The organism is Dactylosporangium sp. CA-233914, assembly GCF_050942935.1.
In the GTDB taxonomy this organism is placed as follows: Bacteria; Actinomycetota; Actinomycetes; order Mycobacteriales; family Micromonosporaceae; genus Dactylosporangium.
This window is the reverse complement of the sequence record NZ_CP192030.1, coordinates 12,991,446-13,008,001: the sequence shown is the minus strand read 5'-3', so window position 1 is coordinate 13,008,001 and position 16,556 is coordinate 12,991,446. Positions and strand designations below refer to the sequence as shown.

General features: G+C 72.3%; 15 protein-coding genes. 9 read left to right on the top strand and 6 right to left on the bottom strand.

The genetic code is table 11. The annotated features are described in order from the left end of the window. Positions 1-56 precede the first annotated feature (56 nt). Positions 57-572 (top strand): SigE family RNA polymerase sigma factor, encoded by a 516-nt coding sequence (locus ACQPY0_RS58355; protein ID WP_432982400.1) that lies wholly within the window; start codon positions 57-59, stop codon positions 570-572. After that, positions 569-1,576, top strand: a complete 1,008-nt coding sequence (locus ACQPY0_RS58350) for an LCP family protein (protein WP_432982397.1) — start codon at positions 569-571, stop codon at positions 1,574-1,576. Before ACQPY0_RS58355 ends, ACQPY0_RS58350 begins: the two co-directional genes overlap by 4 nt. A gap of 4 nt (positions 1,577-1,580) precedes the next feature. On the opposite strand, the gene ACQPY0_RS58345 is transcribed toward ACQPY0_RS58350, so the two are convergent. Continuing rightward, positions 1,581-1,793: a hypothetical protein gene (locus tag ACQPY0_RS58345; protein WP_432982394.1), complete on the bottom strand. Its 213-nt coding sequence runs from the start codon at positions 1,791-1,793 to the stop codon at positions 1,581-1,583. Positions 1,794-2,024: 231 nt separating this feature from the next. On the opposite strand from ACQPY0_RS58345, the gene fbaA reads away from it, so the two are divergent. After that, positions 2,025-3,050, top strand: a complete 1,026-nt coding sequence (gene fbaA, locus ACQPY0_RS58340; protein ID WP_432982391.1) for a class II fructose-bisphosphate aldolase — start codon at positions 2,025-2,027, stop codon at positions 3,048-3,050. Between the two features lie 64 nt (positions 3,051-3,114). Here the strand turns inward: fbaA and ACQPY0_RS58335 are convergent, their stop codons facing one another. Beyond that, the gene (locus ACQPY0_RS58335; protein ID WP_432982388.1) at positions 3,115-4,263 is read right to left on the bottom strand and encodes a hypothetical protein; all 1,149 of its coding nucleotides are present in this window, start codon (positions 4,261-4,263) and stop codon (positions 3,115-3,117) included. Positions 4,264-4,344: 81 nt separating this feature from the next. Next, positions 4,345-5,565, bottom strand: a complete 1,221-nt coding sequence (locus ACQPY0_RS58330; protein WP_432982385.1) for an LOG family protein — start codon at positions 5,563-5,565, stop codon at positions 4,345-4,347. Between the two features lie 215 nt (positions 5,566-5,780). Between ACQPY0_RS58330 and ACQPY0_RS58325 the strand changes: the two genes are divergently transcribed. Both ACQPY0_RS58325 and ACQPY0_RS58320 read left to right on the top strand, forming a co-directional pair. Continuing rightward, a complete protein-coding gene (locus tag ACQPY0_RS58325; protein WP_432982382.1) occupies positions 5,781-6,932 on the top strand; it encodes an RNA-guided endonuclease InsQ/TnpB family protein in 1,152 nt (383 codons plus the stop codon). 160 nt (positions 6,933-7,092) lie between these two features. Then, a complete protein-coding gene (locus ACQPY0_RS58320) occupies positions 7,093-7,506 on the top strand; it encodes a DUF3151 domain-containing protein (protein ID WP_432982379.1) in 414 nt (137 codons plus the stop codon). A gap of 34 nt (positions 7,507-7,540) precedes the next feature. On the opposite strand, the gene ACQPY0_RS58315 is transcribed toward ACQPY0_RS58320, so the two are convergent. Further along, a complete protein-coding gene (locus ACQPY0_RS58315) occupies positions 7,541-9,457 on the bottom strand; it encodes a chromosome partitioning protein (protein ID WP_432995872.1) in 1,917 nt (638 codons plus the stop codon). 704 nt (positions 9,458-10,161) lie between these two features. Continuing rightward, positions 10,162-11,037: a diacylglycerol/lipid kinase family protein gene (locus ACQPY0_RS58310; RefSeq protein WP_432982376.1), complete on the bottom strand. Its 876-nt coding sequence runs from the start codon at positions 11,035-11,037 to the stop codon at positions 10,162-10,164. 83 nt (positions 11,038-11,120) lie between these two features. On the opposite strand from ACQPY0_RS58310, the gene ACQPY0_RS58305 reads away from it, so the two are divergent. The 4 genes from ACQPY0_RS58305 to ACQPY0_RS58290 are packed head-to-tail and all read left to right on the top strand — an operon-like array spanning position 11,121 to position 15,004. Then, the gene (locus tag ACQPY0_RS58305) at positions 11,121-12,407 is read left to right on the top strand and encodes an adenylosuccinate synthase (RefSeq protein WP_432982373.1); all 1,287 of its coding nucleotides are present in this window, start codon (positions 11,121-11,123) and stop codon (positions 12,405-12,407) included. A 9-nt stretch (positions 12,408-12,416) separates the two neighbouring features. Beyond that, complete coding sequence (gene purD, locus ACQPY0_RS58300; RefSeq protein ID WP_432982370.1) at positions 12,417-13,664, top strand: phosphoribosylamine--glycine ligase; 1,248 nt, start codon at positions 12,417-12,419, stop codon at positions 13,662-13,664. Between the two features lie 57 nt (positions 13,665-13,721). Then, a complete protein-coding gene (locus ACQPY0_RS58295; RefSeq protein WP_432982367.1) occupies positions 13,722-14,213 on the top strand; it encodes a SigE family RNA polymerase sigma factor in 492 nt (163 codons plus the stop codon). After that, positions 14,204-15,004 (top strand): hypothetical protein, encoded by an 801-nt coding sequence (locus ACQPY0_RS58290; RefSeq protein ID WP_432982364.1) that lies wholly within the window; start codon positions 14,204-14,206, stop codon positions 15,002-15,004. The genes ACQPY0_RS58295 and ACQPY0_RS58290 overlap by 10 nt, the downstream gene beginning before the upstream one ends. A 269-nt stretch (positions 15,005-15,273) precedes the next feature. Here the strand turns inward: ACQPY0_RS58290 and ACQPY0_RS58285 are convergent, their stop codons facing one another. Continuing rightward, positions 15,274-16,542, bottom strand: a complete 1,269-nt coding sequence (locus ACQPY0_RS58285) for a hemolysin family protein (RefSeq protein WP_432982361.1) — start codon at positions 16,540-16,542, stop codon at positions 15,274-15,276. Positions 16,543-16,556: the final 14 nt, after the last annotated feature.

Sequence of the window (16,556 nt, the reverse complement as noted above, 5' to 3'; positions counted from 1 at the left end):
GCAATGTTCGTCCGGTCTCGATCCGTCTTAGGGTCGGGACCGGGCGGAGGAGACGGGTGACGTTCGAGGAGTTCGTCGAAGCGCGGCTGCAGGCGCTGCTGCGTTACGCCGTGATGCTGACCGGCGACCCGCACACGGCGCAGGACCTCGTCCAGGAGACGATGGTCCGGGCCCAGCTCAAGTGGCGCCGGATCGCCGCCGCGGACCTGCCCGAGCGCTACGTCAAGCGCATGATCACCAACGCGTACGTCGACCTGCACCGCGGCTCCTGGCTGCGCCGGGTCGCGCTGCGCGGCGTCGACCTCGAGTCCGACCTCGACCTGAGCCCCCGCGCGGTCGCCGACCACGCCGACGGGCTCGCCGAGCGCGACCAGATGTGGCTGTGGCTGGGGCGCCTGCCCCGCCAGCAGCGCGCGGCCCTGGTCCTGCGCTACTACGAGGGGCTCACCGACGGCGAGATCGCCGAGGTCCTGCGCTGCCCGGTCGGCACGGTCCGCTCGTGGATCTCCCGCGCCCTGGCCACCCTGCGCGCGCACGTCGCGCCCGCCCTGGCCGGCGGTGACCCGCCATGATGGACGACCTGATCCGGGACGCGTTCGCCCGCCACGAGGAGCTGGTCCCGGTCGCGCCGCCGGAGCTCGGGGAGTCGATCGTGGCGGATGCGCGCCGCCTGCGCGCACTGCGCCGCCGGGCCGTCGGCAGCCTGACGATCGGCCTGACCGGGCTGCTCGTCGCCCTCATGCTGATCGGGGTGCCGCTCGCGGCGCGGCGCGCCCCGGCCACCTCGGAGGTGGCCGCCCCCGGGCATCCGCTGAACCTGCTGATCATCGGCACCGACCGGGCCGCCGGCGAGCTGGCCCGGGTGAGCGCCAACGCGGTCGTGCTCGTGCACGTCAACCCGGGGGCGCGGACCGCGTACGAGGTCAGCATCCCCCGCGACCTGATGCTGGACCTGCCCGGCCTGGGCCGCGGCCGCGCCGACGGCGCCTACCTGCTCGGCGGCTACCGGCTCGCGGCCGACGCGGTCGCCGACCTGACCGGGGTGCCCCTGGACGGCGGCGCGGTCGTCGACATCGCCGGCCTGGAGTCGATCACCCGCGCGGCCGGCGGCGTGAACCTCTGCGTGGAGCAGCCCGTCTCCTCGCACCACCTCAACCGTGACGGGCAGACCGAGTTCTCCGGCTCCTACGGGCGCGAGGCGCTGCGCTACGAGCCGGGCTGCCGGCACTTCGAGCCGCGCGAGGCGGTCGACTACCTGCGCCAGGCCGTGGGCTCCGGCGACGACAAGGTGCTGCATCAGTACCTCGTGGCGCTCGCCCGGGCGGCGGTGGACCGGGCGCGGCTGCCGGCCATGCTCGCCGCGGCCGGCGACGCGCTGGAGCTGCACCTCGAGGCCGGCTCGCTCGGCGGCCTGGCGACCCGGCTGCAAGGCATCGACCCAGCGGCCGTCACCGCCGTGCGGCTGCCGATCGGAGCGGATCGCCAGCCGCTACCCGGCGGCGACGGCCTCTACCAGGCCATGCGGGACGGGCGCGTCGGAGCGTGGCTCTCCACGCACCCGCAATACGGGCGCTGAGGCCTTAGTACTCGTCGTTGAGGTCGACCTCGCGGTCCTGCTCGATCGCGTCGTATTCGTTGGCCTCCCACGGCCGGGCGTGCGGCGTGTAGGGCCGGTCGAGCGGATTCGCCGGCTGGGCCTGCTCGGCGGCGTCCTCCGGCGAGGCCTCCGGATCGCGCACGTCCGGTTCGAGACGCTCGTCGAGGGTCAGCAGTTCCTCATCTGGCTGGGTCATCGCCGGGCTCCCTGTCGCTCGCTCGGTTGCGGGTTCCGTATGGGCCGTTATCAACCGTACGACTGTTCCGCCCGCTATGCCGCGTGCCCCCGTATTTCGCCGAGCCAGTCACCCGCCGTCGGGGCAGGGTGGAGACTGCGAGATACTCCGTGAAGGACAGCGCGGTCCGCGTGGAGCCCGTGCCTGTCGGCTCCAAAAACCGCACGATCCAAACAGTCAAGGAGCGCCGTCATGCCCATCGCCTCGTCCGATGTCTACGCCGAGATGCTCGACCGCGCCAAGGCCGGCGCGTTCGCCTACCCGGCGATCAACGTCTCCTCGTCGCAGACGCTCAACGCGGCGATCCGCGGTTTCGCCGAGGCCGAGAGCGACGGCATCATCCAGGTCTCGACCGGCGGCGCGGAGTACATCTCCGGCCCGACCGTGAAGGACATGATCACCGGCTCGGTCGCGCTGGCCGCGTTCGCGCACGAGGTCGCGAAGAAGTACTCCGTCAACATCGCGCTGCACACCGACCACTGCCCGAAGGACAAGCTCGACAAGTTCGTCCGCCCGCTGCTTTCCATCTCCGCCGAGCGCGTCGCCAAGGGCGAGGAGCCGCTGTTCCAGTCCCACATGTGGGACGGCTCGGCGGTGCCGCTGGGCGAGAACCTCGACATCGCCGAGGAACTGCTGGCCAAGACCGCCGCAGCCAAGGTCGTGCTGGAGATCGAGGTCGGCGTCGTGGGCGGCGAGGAGGACGGTGTCGTCGGCGCGATCGACGAGAAGCTCTACACCACCGTCGAGGACGGCCTGGCCATGGTCGAGAAGCTCGGCCTGGGCGAGAAGGGCCGCTACATGGCCGCCCTGACCTTCGGCAACGTGCACGGCGTCTACAAGCCGGGCAACGTCAAGCTCCGCCCGGAGATCCTCAAGACGATCCAGGACGCCGTCGGCGCGAAGTACGGCAAGGACAAGCCGCTGTCGCTGGTCTTCCACGGCGGCTCGGGCTCGCTGCTGTCGGAGATCCGCGAGGCGCTGGACTACGGCGTGGTGAAGATGAACATCGACACCGACACGCAGTACGCCTTCACCCGCCCGGTCGCGGCCCACATGTTCAGCAACTACGACGGTGTGCTGAAGGTCGACGGCGAGGTCGGCAACAAGAAGGCGTACGACCCGCGCGCCTGGGGCAAGGCCGCCGAGGCCGGCCTGGCCGCCCGCGTGGTCGAGGCCTGCGAGCACCTGCGCTCGACCGGCACCACGCTGTCCAAGTAGTTCTTCGCGCAACGACGAAGGCCCGGCCGGGAATCCGGCCGGGCCTTTCGCTTGCCATGTCGGCTTACTCGTTGAGGAAGTTGAAGTAGCCGCCGCTGCTGATCGGGCTGCTGATCGGCGTGTTCGGGTCCGTCGAGTCCACGACCGTGACCGGGCAGGAGCCGGCGAAGACGCCGGTGCCGAGGCCGGTGGGGCTGTTGGTCACGTCGGGCGTGGTGACGGTCAGCTGCGTGCCGGTCGCGTTGACCGCGGTGACGGTGCCCGCGGTGCCGCAGAAGTTGACCGCCCAGGTCGGCGTCTGGCTGGTGTAGTCGGTGAGCGTCTTGTCGAAGCCGGTGCCGGTGATCACCGTGTTGGTCGAGCCCTTGGCCCGGCCCGAGGTCACGCTGAGCGACGTGACCGTCGGGGCGGCGACAACGCTGGCGCCCGTGTCGGAGGCCGGGAACGTCTTGCTCACGCCGCCCTGGGTGATCGTCAGGCTGGCGTCGTTGATCGACAGGCCGACAGGCGTCTTGAACGTGAGGTAGTTGCCGACGCCCGGCGCCGCGCTCGCGGTCGCGGCCACCAGGCTGCCGTTGGTGTCGTACACCTTGAGCTCGGTCACCGCCTTCCCGCCGAACTGGACCGCGAGGCCCTGGGAGGTGCGCGGGTCGAACGCGTAGGTGCTCGCGGCCTTCACCCGGACGGTCTGCCCGCCGTTGGTGATGAACCGCTGCACCTGGTTCGTCGACGCCAGCAGCGAGCTGTTCTCGTTGATCACCGGCTTGTCGCTGGTCGCCGCGATCGACGGCGGGGTGACGAAGTACAGGCCGCTGGCCTTGCTGAGCGTGTTGTTGCCGGCGAAGACGATGTCGATGGGGTCACCGTTCGGGGCCGTCGTCGCCGGGCAGCCGCCGGTCGGGGTCTTGACCGCGATCGTCGTCGCACTGGTCACGATGTACGTCGGGATGTTCTGGCAGTTCGCGTCCGTGCCGAGGTTCACGCCGGTGACGAGCGCCTCGGACAGCGTCTGCCCGGTGACGGTGAGCACCAGCACCTGCTTGGCGGTGTCGGCGCCGAGCTTGCCGGTCGTCGGGGTGGTGATCGTGATGGTGCCGGTCAGCGTGGCGCCGTATGCCACGTGCGGCAGGCCACCGACGACCATGGCGGTGGCGGCACCAGCGGTCAGGCCGAGTGAGACGGCTCGTTTTCGCCAGAATCGTTGCTGCGGCATGGGGTCTGGATCCTCTCTGCAACCTATTGCTGACCCAACGTAACAGCCGCATTACTTTCAGTAATGGCGAAACGCGCTCACCTAGGTCGTCAGAATTTCCGCCGCCTCCGCCACGTCGTCCGTGATGTGCAGCAGGTGGCGCAGGTCGCCGACCGGCGAGGCGGCCAGCAGCGGCTCCAGCAGCCCGCGCACCGGCAGCCGCTCGGTCCAGTGGGCCCGGTCGAGGAAGACGAACGGGCCGCTCGCGCCGTCGCTGGCGTAGAAGGTCTTGGTCGCGGCCTGGAACACCTCCTGGACGGTGCCGGCCATGCCCGGGGCGAAGACGATCCCGCCGCGGGACAGGCGCAGGATCGTGTCCTCGCGGATGGCGTTGGAGAAGTACTTCGCGATCTTCGCCGCGAACAGGTTGGCCGGCTCGTGGCCGTAGAGCCACGTCGGGATCGCCAGCCCGCCGCGCTTGGCCCAGGTGACCGGGTCGACGGCGGTCTGGTCGGCGGGCTGGGCCGAGTCCGGCGTCGGCGGGACCGGGCGGCCGAAGCGGGCCCGGACCTCCAGGGCCTTCGCCGTGTACGGCTGGTGGTCGTGGAAGTCCGGCGCGACCGCCAGCGCGTCGATCGCCTCGTGGACGGTCGCGAGCGGATGCTCGGCCAGGAACGCGCCCAGGTTGCCCGCCTCCATCACGCCCGGGCCGCCGCCGGTGACCACCAGGCGGTCCGCGCGGGCGAGGCGCCACGCCAGCTCCGCGGCCCTGCGGTACTCCACCGCGCCGCGCACCACCGCGTGCCCGCCCATGATGCCGATCGCCGCGGCCGGCCCCCGCGCGGCGATCCAGCCGGCGGTGACGTTGGCCAGCGCGTTGTCCACGCCCGAGTCGTGCATGCGCTGCGCGACCGCCTCGCGGATCTCCGGCGTCGCCCCGCCCGTGGCCCGGAAGTGCCGGTAGACGACGGTGTCGAACATGCCCTCGAACCCGTCGGAGGCGAACCCGGCGGCGAGGTCGTCGGCGTCGTACAGCTGGGAGGGATGGGTCGGATACGGGATGCCGGTGAACTCCGGCACCACCACCGCCCGGCGCCGCAGCAGGTCCACGACGCCGTCGAGGCCGTCGAAGTGGCAGCCGATGAAGAGCGAGTCGTTCACGTCCACGGTGGACAGGTCGAAGGCGGCGAGGTTGAGCCCCTGCACGACCTTGCCGGCGAGGGTGCCCTGGCTCAGGTGGAACTGCAGCTCCTCCGAGGACTCGATCTCATCCGGGGAATGGTCGTGCAGCGCGACGATGTCTGGCGGTGGCGGGGTAGGCACGCGCACATCCTGTCAAACCCCCGCAAAGGGCGACGGCTCGATCCGAGGATCGAGCCATCGCTGACCGGCTCCTGGGGAGGCTCCGGACCTTCAGCAGTTGGTAAGGCTGGAACCCCGGCCCTTCAGGGCCGGGAGGAAGCCGTCACGGACCAGGACGTTTCTGGTTTTCGATGTACTCGCGGGCCATGGCGAGGGGGTGCCACTACGATGGTGGCGTGAAGCTGGTGGTGCAGGTGAAGCTCCTGCCGGCGCCCGGACAGGCGGCGGCGCTGGAGGCGACCCTGCGGGCCTGCAACACCGCAGCGTCCGACGTGGCGGTTGTGGCTCGCGAGTCGGCGGTATACCGCAACTACGACCTGCGCGGGCACGTCTACGCCGGGATCAGGGCCGGCCACGGTCTGGGCGCTCAGGCCGCGCAGCACGTCATCAAGAAGGTCTGCGACGCGTACAAGACCCTGGCGGCGAACATCCGGGCCGGGAACCTGGGAAAGCCCGGGTCGAAACGGCGCCGCCGGGTTGAGCGCAACCCGATCAGCTTCCGCTGGGACGCCGCGCAGCCGTACGACGCGAGGATGCTGTCGTGGCAGCACGACGCCCGCACCGTCTCGATCTGGACCGTGGACGGCAGGCTCAAGCAGGTCTCGTTCACCGGTTCCCCGGACCAGGTCAAGGCCGTCGCCGCCCACCTGATCGGGGAATCCGACCTGGTCCACCGCGACGGCATGTGGTTCCTGCATGCCACGGTTGAGGTCCCCGAGCCGGAGCTGTTCGACCCGGGCGGGTTCCTCGGCGTCGACATGGGCATCGCCAACATCGCCTATGACTGCGACGGGAACCGTTACGCCGGGGCCCGCCTCAACGGCTACCGCCGCCGGCAGGCCCGGCTGCGGGCCAGGTTGCAGGCGAAGAACACCAAGTCCGCGAAACGGCTGCTGGCCCGCCGTCGCCGCAAGGAAGCGCGGCACGCCGCGAACGTCAACCACGTCATCGCCAAGACCATCGTGACCGAGGCTGCACGCACCGGCCGGGGTATCGCCGTCGAAGAGCTGACGGGGATCCGCGACCGGGTCCGGCTCCGAAAGCCCCAACGGGTCACGCTCTCCTCGTGGTCGTTTCACCAGTTCGGCTCGTTCTTGTCGTACAAGGCGCGCCGGGCGGGTGTACCGCTGGTCGAAGTCGACCCCCGGTACACCTCCCAGACCTGCAACCGGTGCGGTCACCGCGACACACGGAACCGGCCTGACCAGGAAACGTTCAACTGTCGGTCGTGCGGGGTCGTTGCCCACGCCGATCACAATGCGGCCCTCAACATCGCCCAGCGTGGTGTCGAGGGCTGGGGCGCAGTCAACCGCCCGCACGCGGCCTGACCCCACCGCCAGTGGGGAAGTGACCTGCAAGCCCGCCCAATTCATGGGCGGGTAGTTGACTTGTAGTACTCGCCCCAGAGCGCGCGCACCCCCCGTGCGCCCCGCGCGGCCTCAACCGTTCAGTCAGGGCGTGCCGGGGCGCATCTGGTGTAATTGCGGCATGCAGAACCTGCTGCCGGAGCCCCCGGCCACCCGGCTGCCCGTCGAGTCGCACTCCGCCGAACTGCTCGCCAAGGCCGACACCGAGGAGGCCGTCAAGGCGGTCGCCGCGGCGTTCCCTTCCCACAGTGCCGCCTGGGCGCGCCTGGCCGAGCTGGCACTGGCCGCCGGCGAGCCGGTGACCGCCTACGCCTACGCGCGGACCGGCTACCACCGCGGCCTGGACCAACTGCGGCGCAACGGCTGGCGCGGCACCGGCCCTGTGCCGTGGTCGCACGAGCCCAACCAGGGGTTCCTGCGGGCGCTGCACGCGCTCGGGCTCGCCGCCGGGGCGATCGGCGAGACCGACGAGGCCGAGCGCTGCGCCACCTTCCTGCGCGACTGCGACCCGGCCGCGGCGGCCGCACTCTCCTGAGGACCCTCTGCTCAGAGCCCTTCAGACACGTTTTTCAGAGCCCTTCCGACACGGCCGCGGCGACCTTGAGCCAGGCGTCGCGGCTCGCGGCCGACAGGCCCGGGTAGCGGATCGGCTCGCCCGAGTCGATGAACCGCTCGTAGGGCACGATGAGCACGGTCCGGGTCCGGGCCGCGAAGTGCCGGGTGATCGCCGGGACGTCCACGTGCCGGCGGCTCGGCGGCATCGACACGACGGTCACCGCTTGGCGCACCAGCCGCTGCCGGCCGTGCTGCTCGAGATGATCGAGCATGCGTGAGGCGGTCTCGGCCGAGTCGTTGCGCGCCGACATCGTGACCACGAGCTGGTCGGTCGCGTCGATCGCGGCCTGCCAGTTCTCGGCCCGCACGTTGTTGCCGGTGTCGACCACGATCAGCTTGTAGAACCGGCTGACCACGTCCCGGATCTCCCCGAACGCGTCGGCGGTGAGCATCTCACCGGCGGTCGCCGACTCGTCCGACGCGAGCACGTCGAACATGCCCTCGCCCTGCGCGCGCACGTACTGCGACAGGTCCCCGATCCGCCCCTGCGCTCCCTTGAAGTTGCCGAGGTCGTGGAGCAGATCGCGCACCGTGCGGCTGTGGAAGTCCTGCTGGGCCCGCATGCCGAGCGTGCCCTGCGTCTCGTTGTTGTCCCAGGCCAGCACGTAGCCGCCGCGCTTCTGCCCGAACGTCATCGCGAGCAGCAGCACCGCCACGGTCTTGCCGGCGCCGCCCTTGGGGTTGACGACGGTAACCTGGCGCAGCCCGCCGAAGTTGCGGCGGACCATCTCGACTTCTTGGCGAAACTCGAGCTCGCGCTTACCGGGCGCGACCGAGACCAGCCCCATCGTCCCCTTGGCGATCGCCCCACGCACGCCGCGCGACGCCACCGGGTCGACGGGCTTGGCCTGCCGCCGCCGCGCGAACTCCTCAGCGGTGGGCGTCGTGCCATCGTGCCAGTTGTCCTGCGGCATGGGCGGCAACGGCGGCACGACAGCCCCGGCCGGCGGCCCCATGAGCTGCCCCGGCCCGGGCGGCGCCCCGGCAAGCGGGTCCGCGTACCCCATCAGCGCCCCGTACGGCCCCGGCTGGTTGCTCGACCCCGGCTGGCTGTTCGGCCCGGCCTGTGCATACGGCCCCGGCTGGTTATTCGGCCCGGGCTGCGCGTATGGCCCCGGCGGGTTGCTCGAACCCGGCATGTTGGGTCCCGGCACGACCTGGCCCGGCATGTTGGGATCCGGCGTGGTGGGTGAAGGCATCCCGGGCGGAGGCATGCCGGGACCTGGCACGTTCGCCGGCCGGCCGTCCGGGCCGGCTCCGAGCGGCGGCATCGGCGGACCGCCAGCGGGTCCGGAATGCGGTGTTTGTCCCGATCCAGGGGGAACGGCAGCGAAGGACCGCACGGGCGCCGGGCCCTGCGGCGGCGATCCGAGCACGGGAAGCGCCTGAGTCGGCGGCGCCGACGGCTGCCCACCGGCCCCGGCCACGGGAACAGCGGGCGCAGGAGGGCCGGACACAGGCGGACCGCCCGGGCCGGGCAGCGGAGGACCGGGAGGACCGGACACCGGCGGACCGGCCAGGGGTGGACCGCCTGGACCGGGCAGCGGAGGGCCCGGAGGGCCGGACACTGACGGGCCAGGCACTGGCGGACTCGACATGGGGGGACCGCCTGGACCGGGCAGTGGAGGGCCGGACACGGACGGGCCGGGCATTGGCGGACCAGCCAGGGGCGGACCGCCCGGGCCGGGCAGCGGAGGGCCGGACATGGAGGGACCGGGCACAGGCGGACCCGGCACGGGAGGACCGGCGAGACCGGGCGCCGGAGGGCCGGACATGGGCGGGCCAGGAACCGGACCAGGCGGGGGCGGCACCGGGCCCTCCGTCGGTGGCGGTCCGGGCACAGGCCCCGGAGCCGGCGGTGGTCCGGGCATGGGGCCGCCCGCCGGCGGCCAGGCGGGCGAGCCGGGCGGCGGAAGAGTCCCCGGTGGTGTCGAGAACGGGCTGGGGCCGAGCGAACCCGGAAAAGCCGCAGTCGGACCAGGCGGCCCGGAAACCGGTCCGGGGGCCGGCACCGGCGGACCGGAGGTGGGTGCGGGCGGGCCCGAGGTAGCAGCCGGGCCCCCGGAGGATGCGGGACCGGTGGCCGGGCCGGGAGGGTCGGCGAACGGGCTGCCGAATGGGCCGCCGACCGGGATGCCGCCCGAGACGGGGATGCCGTTGCCGCCCGAGATCGGGATGGCGCCCGGTGCGCCTGAGGTGGGGATGGGCTCGCCCGGGGTCGGGGTGTGTGGGATCGGGCGGCCGTGCCGGAGGGCCGCCTCGTCGTTCGGGGCGTCGGCGCGGCCTGGGCCGGGGTTGCCGGCGTTCTCCCGGGCCGCCTCGCGGGTGGCGTCGCGGGCCGGGGGCCAGGCCAGCGGGTCGACCGAGCCGGGGGGCTGGGACCAGGGCGAGCCGACATGGTCGGAGCCGGCGTCCGGCTTGGGTGAGCGGTCAGTCCGCCGGCCGTCGATGTTCTCGTCCGGCGGCCAGATCATGTCGTTCACGGTCGATTCCCTCCCCGGGCGGTGCCCTACCACCGTATGCGACGGGTTCGACCTTCGACACATCTGAAGAGTCCGGCCTGCGGGGAAGGGCCCTATGGCACGTACACGGCCCAGGCACCCCGCTCCATCCACCACGATCGCTTGTGGGTGAGGGTGCCCTCCACGCCGTCGTCGACGAACGGGACGTCGGCGCGGGGGTGGATCGCCACGGCGCGGCCGTGGGCGCGGCGGACCTGGATCTCCACCCGGGGGCGGCGGAAGAGGCGGCGGGACGCGACCGGGACCGCGACCGCCACGTCCAGCATGCCGTCGTCGATCGCCGGCGCGGTGACCAGGGGCAGGCCGTCGACCGTGGCGTAGCGCTCGGCGTTGGCGACCACCGACATCAGGACCGGCTCGGTGCCGTCGGCCAGGACGGCGTCGTCGACCTCGACGCGGGCCAGGTAGGTGCTCGCGGTGCCCTCGGTGTTGATCCCGCCGAGCAGGGCGCCGTCCAGCGTGATCGAGCCGCCGTCGTTGCGCAGCAGGTCCAGGCGGCGGACCTGGCCGCCCAGGACCGCGGCCGCCACGTCGGCCGGGGAGCGGGGCAGGCCCAGCCGGGTGGCCAGGTCGGTCGCGTCCGGGCCGAGCGGGAGGATGCCGATCGGGGGCAGGTCGGGGATCGTGCGGTCGCCGGGGAGGGCGTCGGGGCGTTTGCTGGACGCAGGGGCGTACAGCCGCACGAGCCGGCGCATGACGGCCCGCAGTTGGCCGTCGGCGGCCGTCGCGACGATCAGCCGCGCCTCGGGCAGGGCCCGCAGGGCCTCGTCGATCTCCTTGTCGTCGTGCGCCACGACGGTCCGGACCTCGGCACTCGCCGTGCGCAGCGCGTCGCGGCAGGAGAGAATAGGGGTACGAGTGCCGCACGCGCCGTTGTCGCAGCCACACTGCGTGTCTTCGCCGAGCGTGAGCAGCACGATGTCGACCACCGTAGTCAGCCTGCCTTTCCGAAGGTTGTTAGCCTGGCACCCTGGGCGAACGCGGGTCGCCCGACCTTGGAGGGCGAGCAGACATGCCAGCGATCGTGCTCATCGGCGCACAGTGGGGCGACGAGGGCAAAGGCAAGGTTACCGACATGATTGGCGGCGGCGTCGACTACGTCGTGCGCTACTCGGGTGGCAACAACGCGGGTCACACCGTGGTGACGCCCGACGGTCAGAAGTTCGCACTGCACCTCATGCCGTCCGGCGCGCTCTGGCCCAACGCGGCCATCGTGATCGGCAACGGGGTCGTGGTCGACCCGAAGGTGCTGCTGACCGAGATCGACGGCCTGGCCGAGCGGGGCGTGGACGTGTCCCGCCTGATGATCTCGGGTGACGCACACCTCATCATGCCGCACCACCGGGCCCTGGACCGGGTGGTCGAGCGCTATCTGGGCTCGTCGCGGATCGGCACCACCGGGCGCGGCATCGGGCCCGCCTACGGCGACAAGGTCGCGCGCATGGGCATCCGCGTGCAGGACCTGCTCGACCCGGGCATCCTGCGCAAGAAGCTCGAAATCGTGCTGCGCGAGCGCAACCAGGTGCTTTTCAAGGTGTACAACCGCAAGGAGATCGACGTCGACGCGGTGGTGGAGGAATACCTCACCTACGCCGAGCGGATGCGGCCGTACATCACCGACACCCGGCAGGTGCTGTGGAAGGGGCTGGAGGAGGGCCGGACGGTCCTGCTCGAGGGCGCCCAGGCCACCATGCTCGACATGGACCACGGCACGTACCCATTCGTGACCTCGTCCAACCCGACCGCGGGCGGCGCCTGCGTCGGCGCGGGCATCCCGCCGACCGCGATCACCCGGGTGATCGGCGTGACGAAGGCCTACACCACCCGGGTCGGCTCCGGCCCGTTCCCGACCGAGCTGTTCGACGAGAACGGTGTGCACCTGCGCAAGGTCGGCCGGGAGTACGGCACGACGACCGGTCGCGAGCGGCGCACCGGCTGGTATGACGCCGTCGTCGCGAAGTACGCCACCCGGCTCAACGGCATCACGGACCTGGTCGTGACCAAGATCGACGTGCTGTCCGGCCTCGAGACCGTGCCGATCTGCGTGGCGTACGAGGTGGACGGCAAGCGCACCGACGACATGCCGATGACGCAGACCGAGTTCCACCACGCGACCCCGGTCTACGAGGAGCTGCCGGGCTGGTGGGAGGACATCTCCGGCGCCCGGACGTTCGAGGAGCTGCCGGCCAACGCCCGCCGCTACATCGAGCGCATCGAGGAACTGGCCGGCACCCGCGTGTCCGTCATCGGCGTGGGACCGGGGCGGGACGAGAACGTCGTACGCCACAGCCTCCTCTAAGCTGTGCCCGTGCGCGTACTCCTCATCGGAACGGGCGGCCGTGAGCACGCGCTCGCCGCCGCCCTGGCCGTCGACCCGGCCGTGACCGCCCTCGTCAGCGCCCCCGGCAGCCCGGGCCTGGCCGCGTTGGGCGAGATCGTCGCCGTCGACCCGCTGGACCCGGCCGCCGTGGCCGCGCTGGCCGTCGAGACCGGCGCGGACCTGGTGGTCGTCGGGCCCGAGGCGCCCCTGGTCGCCGGGGTCGCCGACGCGGTGCGCGCCAAGGGCATCCCCTGCTTCGGCCCGTCGGAGGCGGCGGCGCAGCTGGAGGGCTCGAAGGCGTTCGCCAAGGACGTGATGGCCGCGGCCGGGGTGCCGACCGCGCGCTCGTTCGTCTGCACCACGCCGGAGGAGGTGGCGGCGGCGCTGGAGGAGTTCGGGCCGCCGTATGTGGTCAAGGACGACGGGCTGGCCGCGGGCAAGGGCGTGGTCGTGACCGAGGACCGCGACGCGGCGCTCGCGCACGCGGCGGCCTGCGATCGGGTCGTCGTCGAGGAGTATCTCGCCGGCCCCGAGGTGTCGCTGTTCGTGGTGACCGACGGCGTGGCGGCCGTGCCGCTGCAGCCCGCGCAGGACTTCAAGCGCATCTTCGACGGCGACCGCGGCCCGAACACCGGCGGCATGGGCGCCTACTCGCCGCTGCCGTGGGCCCCGCCCGACCTCGTCGAGCAGGTCATGGCGAGCGTGGTCCAGCCGACGCTGGCCGAGATGCGCCGACGGGAGACGCCGTTCAGCGGGACGCTCTACGTCGGGCTGGCGCTGACCAAGGACGGCCCGAAGGTCATCGAGTTCAACTGCCGCTTCGGCGACCCGGAGACGCAGGCCGTCCTGGCCCGGCTGGAGACCCCGCTGGCCGGCGTCCTGCACGCCGCCGCGGTCGGCAAGCTCGCCGAGGACCCGCCGCTGGCCTGGCGCTCGGGCGCGTCCGTGTGCGTGGTCATGGCCAGCGCCGGCTACCCCGAGTCCGCGCACAAGGGCGACGTGATCACCGGCGCCGACGGCGTCCCCGGTGTGCTGCACTCGGGCACCGCCCGCCGCGAGAACGGCGCGCTCGTCACCGCCGGCGGCCGGGTGCTGGCCTGCACCGCCCTTGGCGAGACGCTCGCCGAGGCCCGCGACGCGGCCTACGCGATCGTCCGCGGGATCTCGTTCGACGGCGCGCAATACCGCACCGACATCGCCCTGGCCGCGGCGGAGGGAAGAATCTCGCTGCCGTAGGCAACCCGGCGTCCTGATGCCTCCGTTTCCTCCACGTACCCACACGGGAGGAAACGGATGACGCCGGAGCAGTCCTATCGCGAGTACGTCGCCGGCAACCTCGAACGCCTGCGCCGCACCGCGTTCCTGTTGTGCGGCGACTGGCACACCGCCGACGACCTCGCCGCCACGGTGCTGGTGAAGCTGTACCGGCACTGGCGGCGCGCGTCACAGTTCGAGAACCTCGACGCGTACGTCCGCCGCATCCTCATGCGTGCGTGGCTCGACGAACGCCGCCGCCCCTGGCGCCGCGAGTCGGCCACGGAGGAACTGCCCGAGCCCGCCGCCGGCGCGGGGGACCTCGACCGGCGGCTCGCCGTGCTCTCCCTGCTGGGTTCGCTACCCCCGCGCCGCCGGGCCGTGCTGGTCCTGCGGTACTTCTGCGACCTCTCCGTCGAGGAGACGGCCGAGGCGCTGGGCTGCAGCGAGGGGACCGTGAAGAGCCAGGCGGCCCGGGCGCTGGAGTCGCTGCGGGCCCACGTCAGCGAGGGAGACGCGCTGTGGACCTGAGAGGCGAGCTGTACGAGGCGAGCGCCGCCCCGCCGCCCACCGCGATCGACGTCGACCGGCTCATCGCCGGCGAACACCGCCGCGCCCGCGGCCTGCGCCTGCTCGGCGGCGTCGCCGCGGTGGCAGTGCTTGCGGCCGGCGTCATGACGCTGCCGCGGTACTTCGGCGAGAGCCAGGCCCCGCCGCCCGTGGTCGCCGCGAGCTCGGGGGCGACGACCGCGTCGCGGGCGCCGCTGCCCTGCCCGACCCCGGTGGCGACCGGCCCGGTCGTGGTGGGCGGCGGGCAGCCGCGGCACCCGGTGAGCGAGGACTGCGGCGCGGCGATCAAGCGGCTCACCAACGCCGTCGACGCGCTGATCGCCCGCGAGCTGCCGGGCTTCAAGGGGCACGACGCGGGCGTCGACAAGAGCGCGCCGCCGCGCTTCATCCGCGACCCGCACATGGTGACCGCCTACAACTATGCGGCCGAGTTCGAGCCCGTGAACGGCCGCCGCTCCTTCCTCTCCGTGATCGTCCAGGCCGGCGCGGACAGGCCAGAGGTGGCCGCGTCCGCGCTGGCCTGCCGCCCGGGCCAGAAGGACTGCAGCCAACAGGTCATCGATGGCTCGATCGTGCGGGTCCACGGGGAACCGATGCTGGACGCCCGCGGCTACCAGATCAACGTCTACCGGCAGGACGGCACCCAGATCGTTGTCATCGGGCGTTGCCCGGACCCCGGGTACGACCCGCCGTACACCTCGGATCAGCTGGTCCGCATCGCGTCGGCGCCGGAGCTGACCCTCTACCCCTGACACACCGCGACTGCGGTGCTGGCCACGGCCAAGCCGGGCCAGCGCCAGGCCGGCCACGGCAGCGCGCGATGGCGGAGGTTTCGCTGATAGTCACGCTGCCAAAGGACGGGTCGGAGCCGAAGCTGACGCTGAGAAGCCACCGACCCGAACCTCACGCTCTGCCCGGTCACGCAGTAGAGCAGCCCGGTCGGCCCGCGCGCTCATTCCTGGACTTAGCTTACCAAGATCCAAAAAATTCCCGCGAAACCCGTCACCCGGAGCGACATTCGCTAACCCTGGGTGACTCGCGCGGCTGAAATCGCGGTGATGGCTCGGCCGCGGACCTGAGAGACGGTGAACCGCCAGTCCTGGACGGTCACCGTCTCGCCGGGGGCGTCCGGCAGTTTCCCCAGCCGGGCCAGCACCAGGCCGGCGACCGTGGTGAAGGGCGCGTCGGGGGCGATCTCCAGCTGGATGCGGACGTCCTCCAGGTCGTGGATCGGGAACGTGCCGGGCAGGAGCACGGTGCCGTCGGGGTTGCGGCTCACGGGCGAGCCGGCGTCATGGCCGGCGACCGAGCCGACCACCTCGGCGACGGCGTCGGTGAGCGTCACGATGCCGTCGATCGCCCCGCGCTCGTCGACGACCAGGGCGAGCTCCTGCCGCTCGGCCTTGAACCGCTGCAGCGCGTCGGCGACCGGCAGCGACTCGGGCAGCAGCAGCGCCGGGCGCATCACGTCGCGGACCGTTCCGCCGGGGGCGCGCACCAGGTCCGCCCAGTGTACGATCCCGGCCGCACTGTCCAGGTCGCCGTTCTCGATCACCGGGGCGCGGGCGTGGCCGGACGCGGCGAGCTCGGCGGCGGCCTGCGCGACGGGCGTGGTGGCGTGCAGAGCGAAGACCATCGGCCGCGGTACCAGCACCGCTCGCAGGCTGCGCTCCGCGATCTCGACGGCGCCGGAGATGATCTCGCGTTGCTGGCGGGTGAAGGTCGGCTGGGACGCGACCAGGTCGCGCAGCTCCTCCGGGCCGATCTCGTCCTGGCGGCGGCGCGGGTCGGCCCCGGCGGCGCGGACCACGAGGTCGCTCGCGGCGGAGAGTACCCAGTTCGCCGGGCGCAGCAGCGTGGAGAGCACCCGCAGCGGCCGGGCCACGGCCATCGCCCAGCCCTCGGCCCGCTGCATGGCGATCCGCTTCGGGGCGAGCTCGCCGATGACCAGGGTGACGAAGGTGAGTACCAGGGTGACCAGCACGATCGCGATCGGGCCGGCGCCCGCGCCGAGGAAGCCCAGCAGCGGCTCGACCGGCTCGGCGAGCGAGACCGCCGCCGTGGCCGAGGCCAGGAAGCCGGCGAGCGTGATGCCGATCTGGATGGTGGACAGGAAGCGGTTCGGGTCGCGGGCGAGGCGGGCCAGCGCGCGCCCGGCGCCGTCGCGGCGCTCCAGCCGGCGCAGCTGCCCCTCGCGCAGCGAGATGAGCGCCATCTCGCTACCGGCGAACGCGGCGTTGAACAGAGTGAGGAGTAGGACCAGGGCGATTTCGAACCATAAGCTGTCCATCGGACGACCCAGGA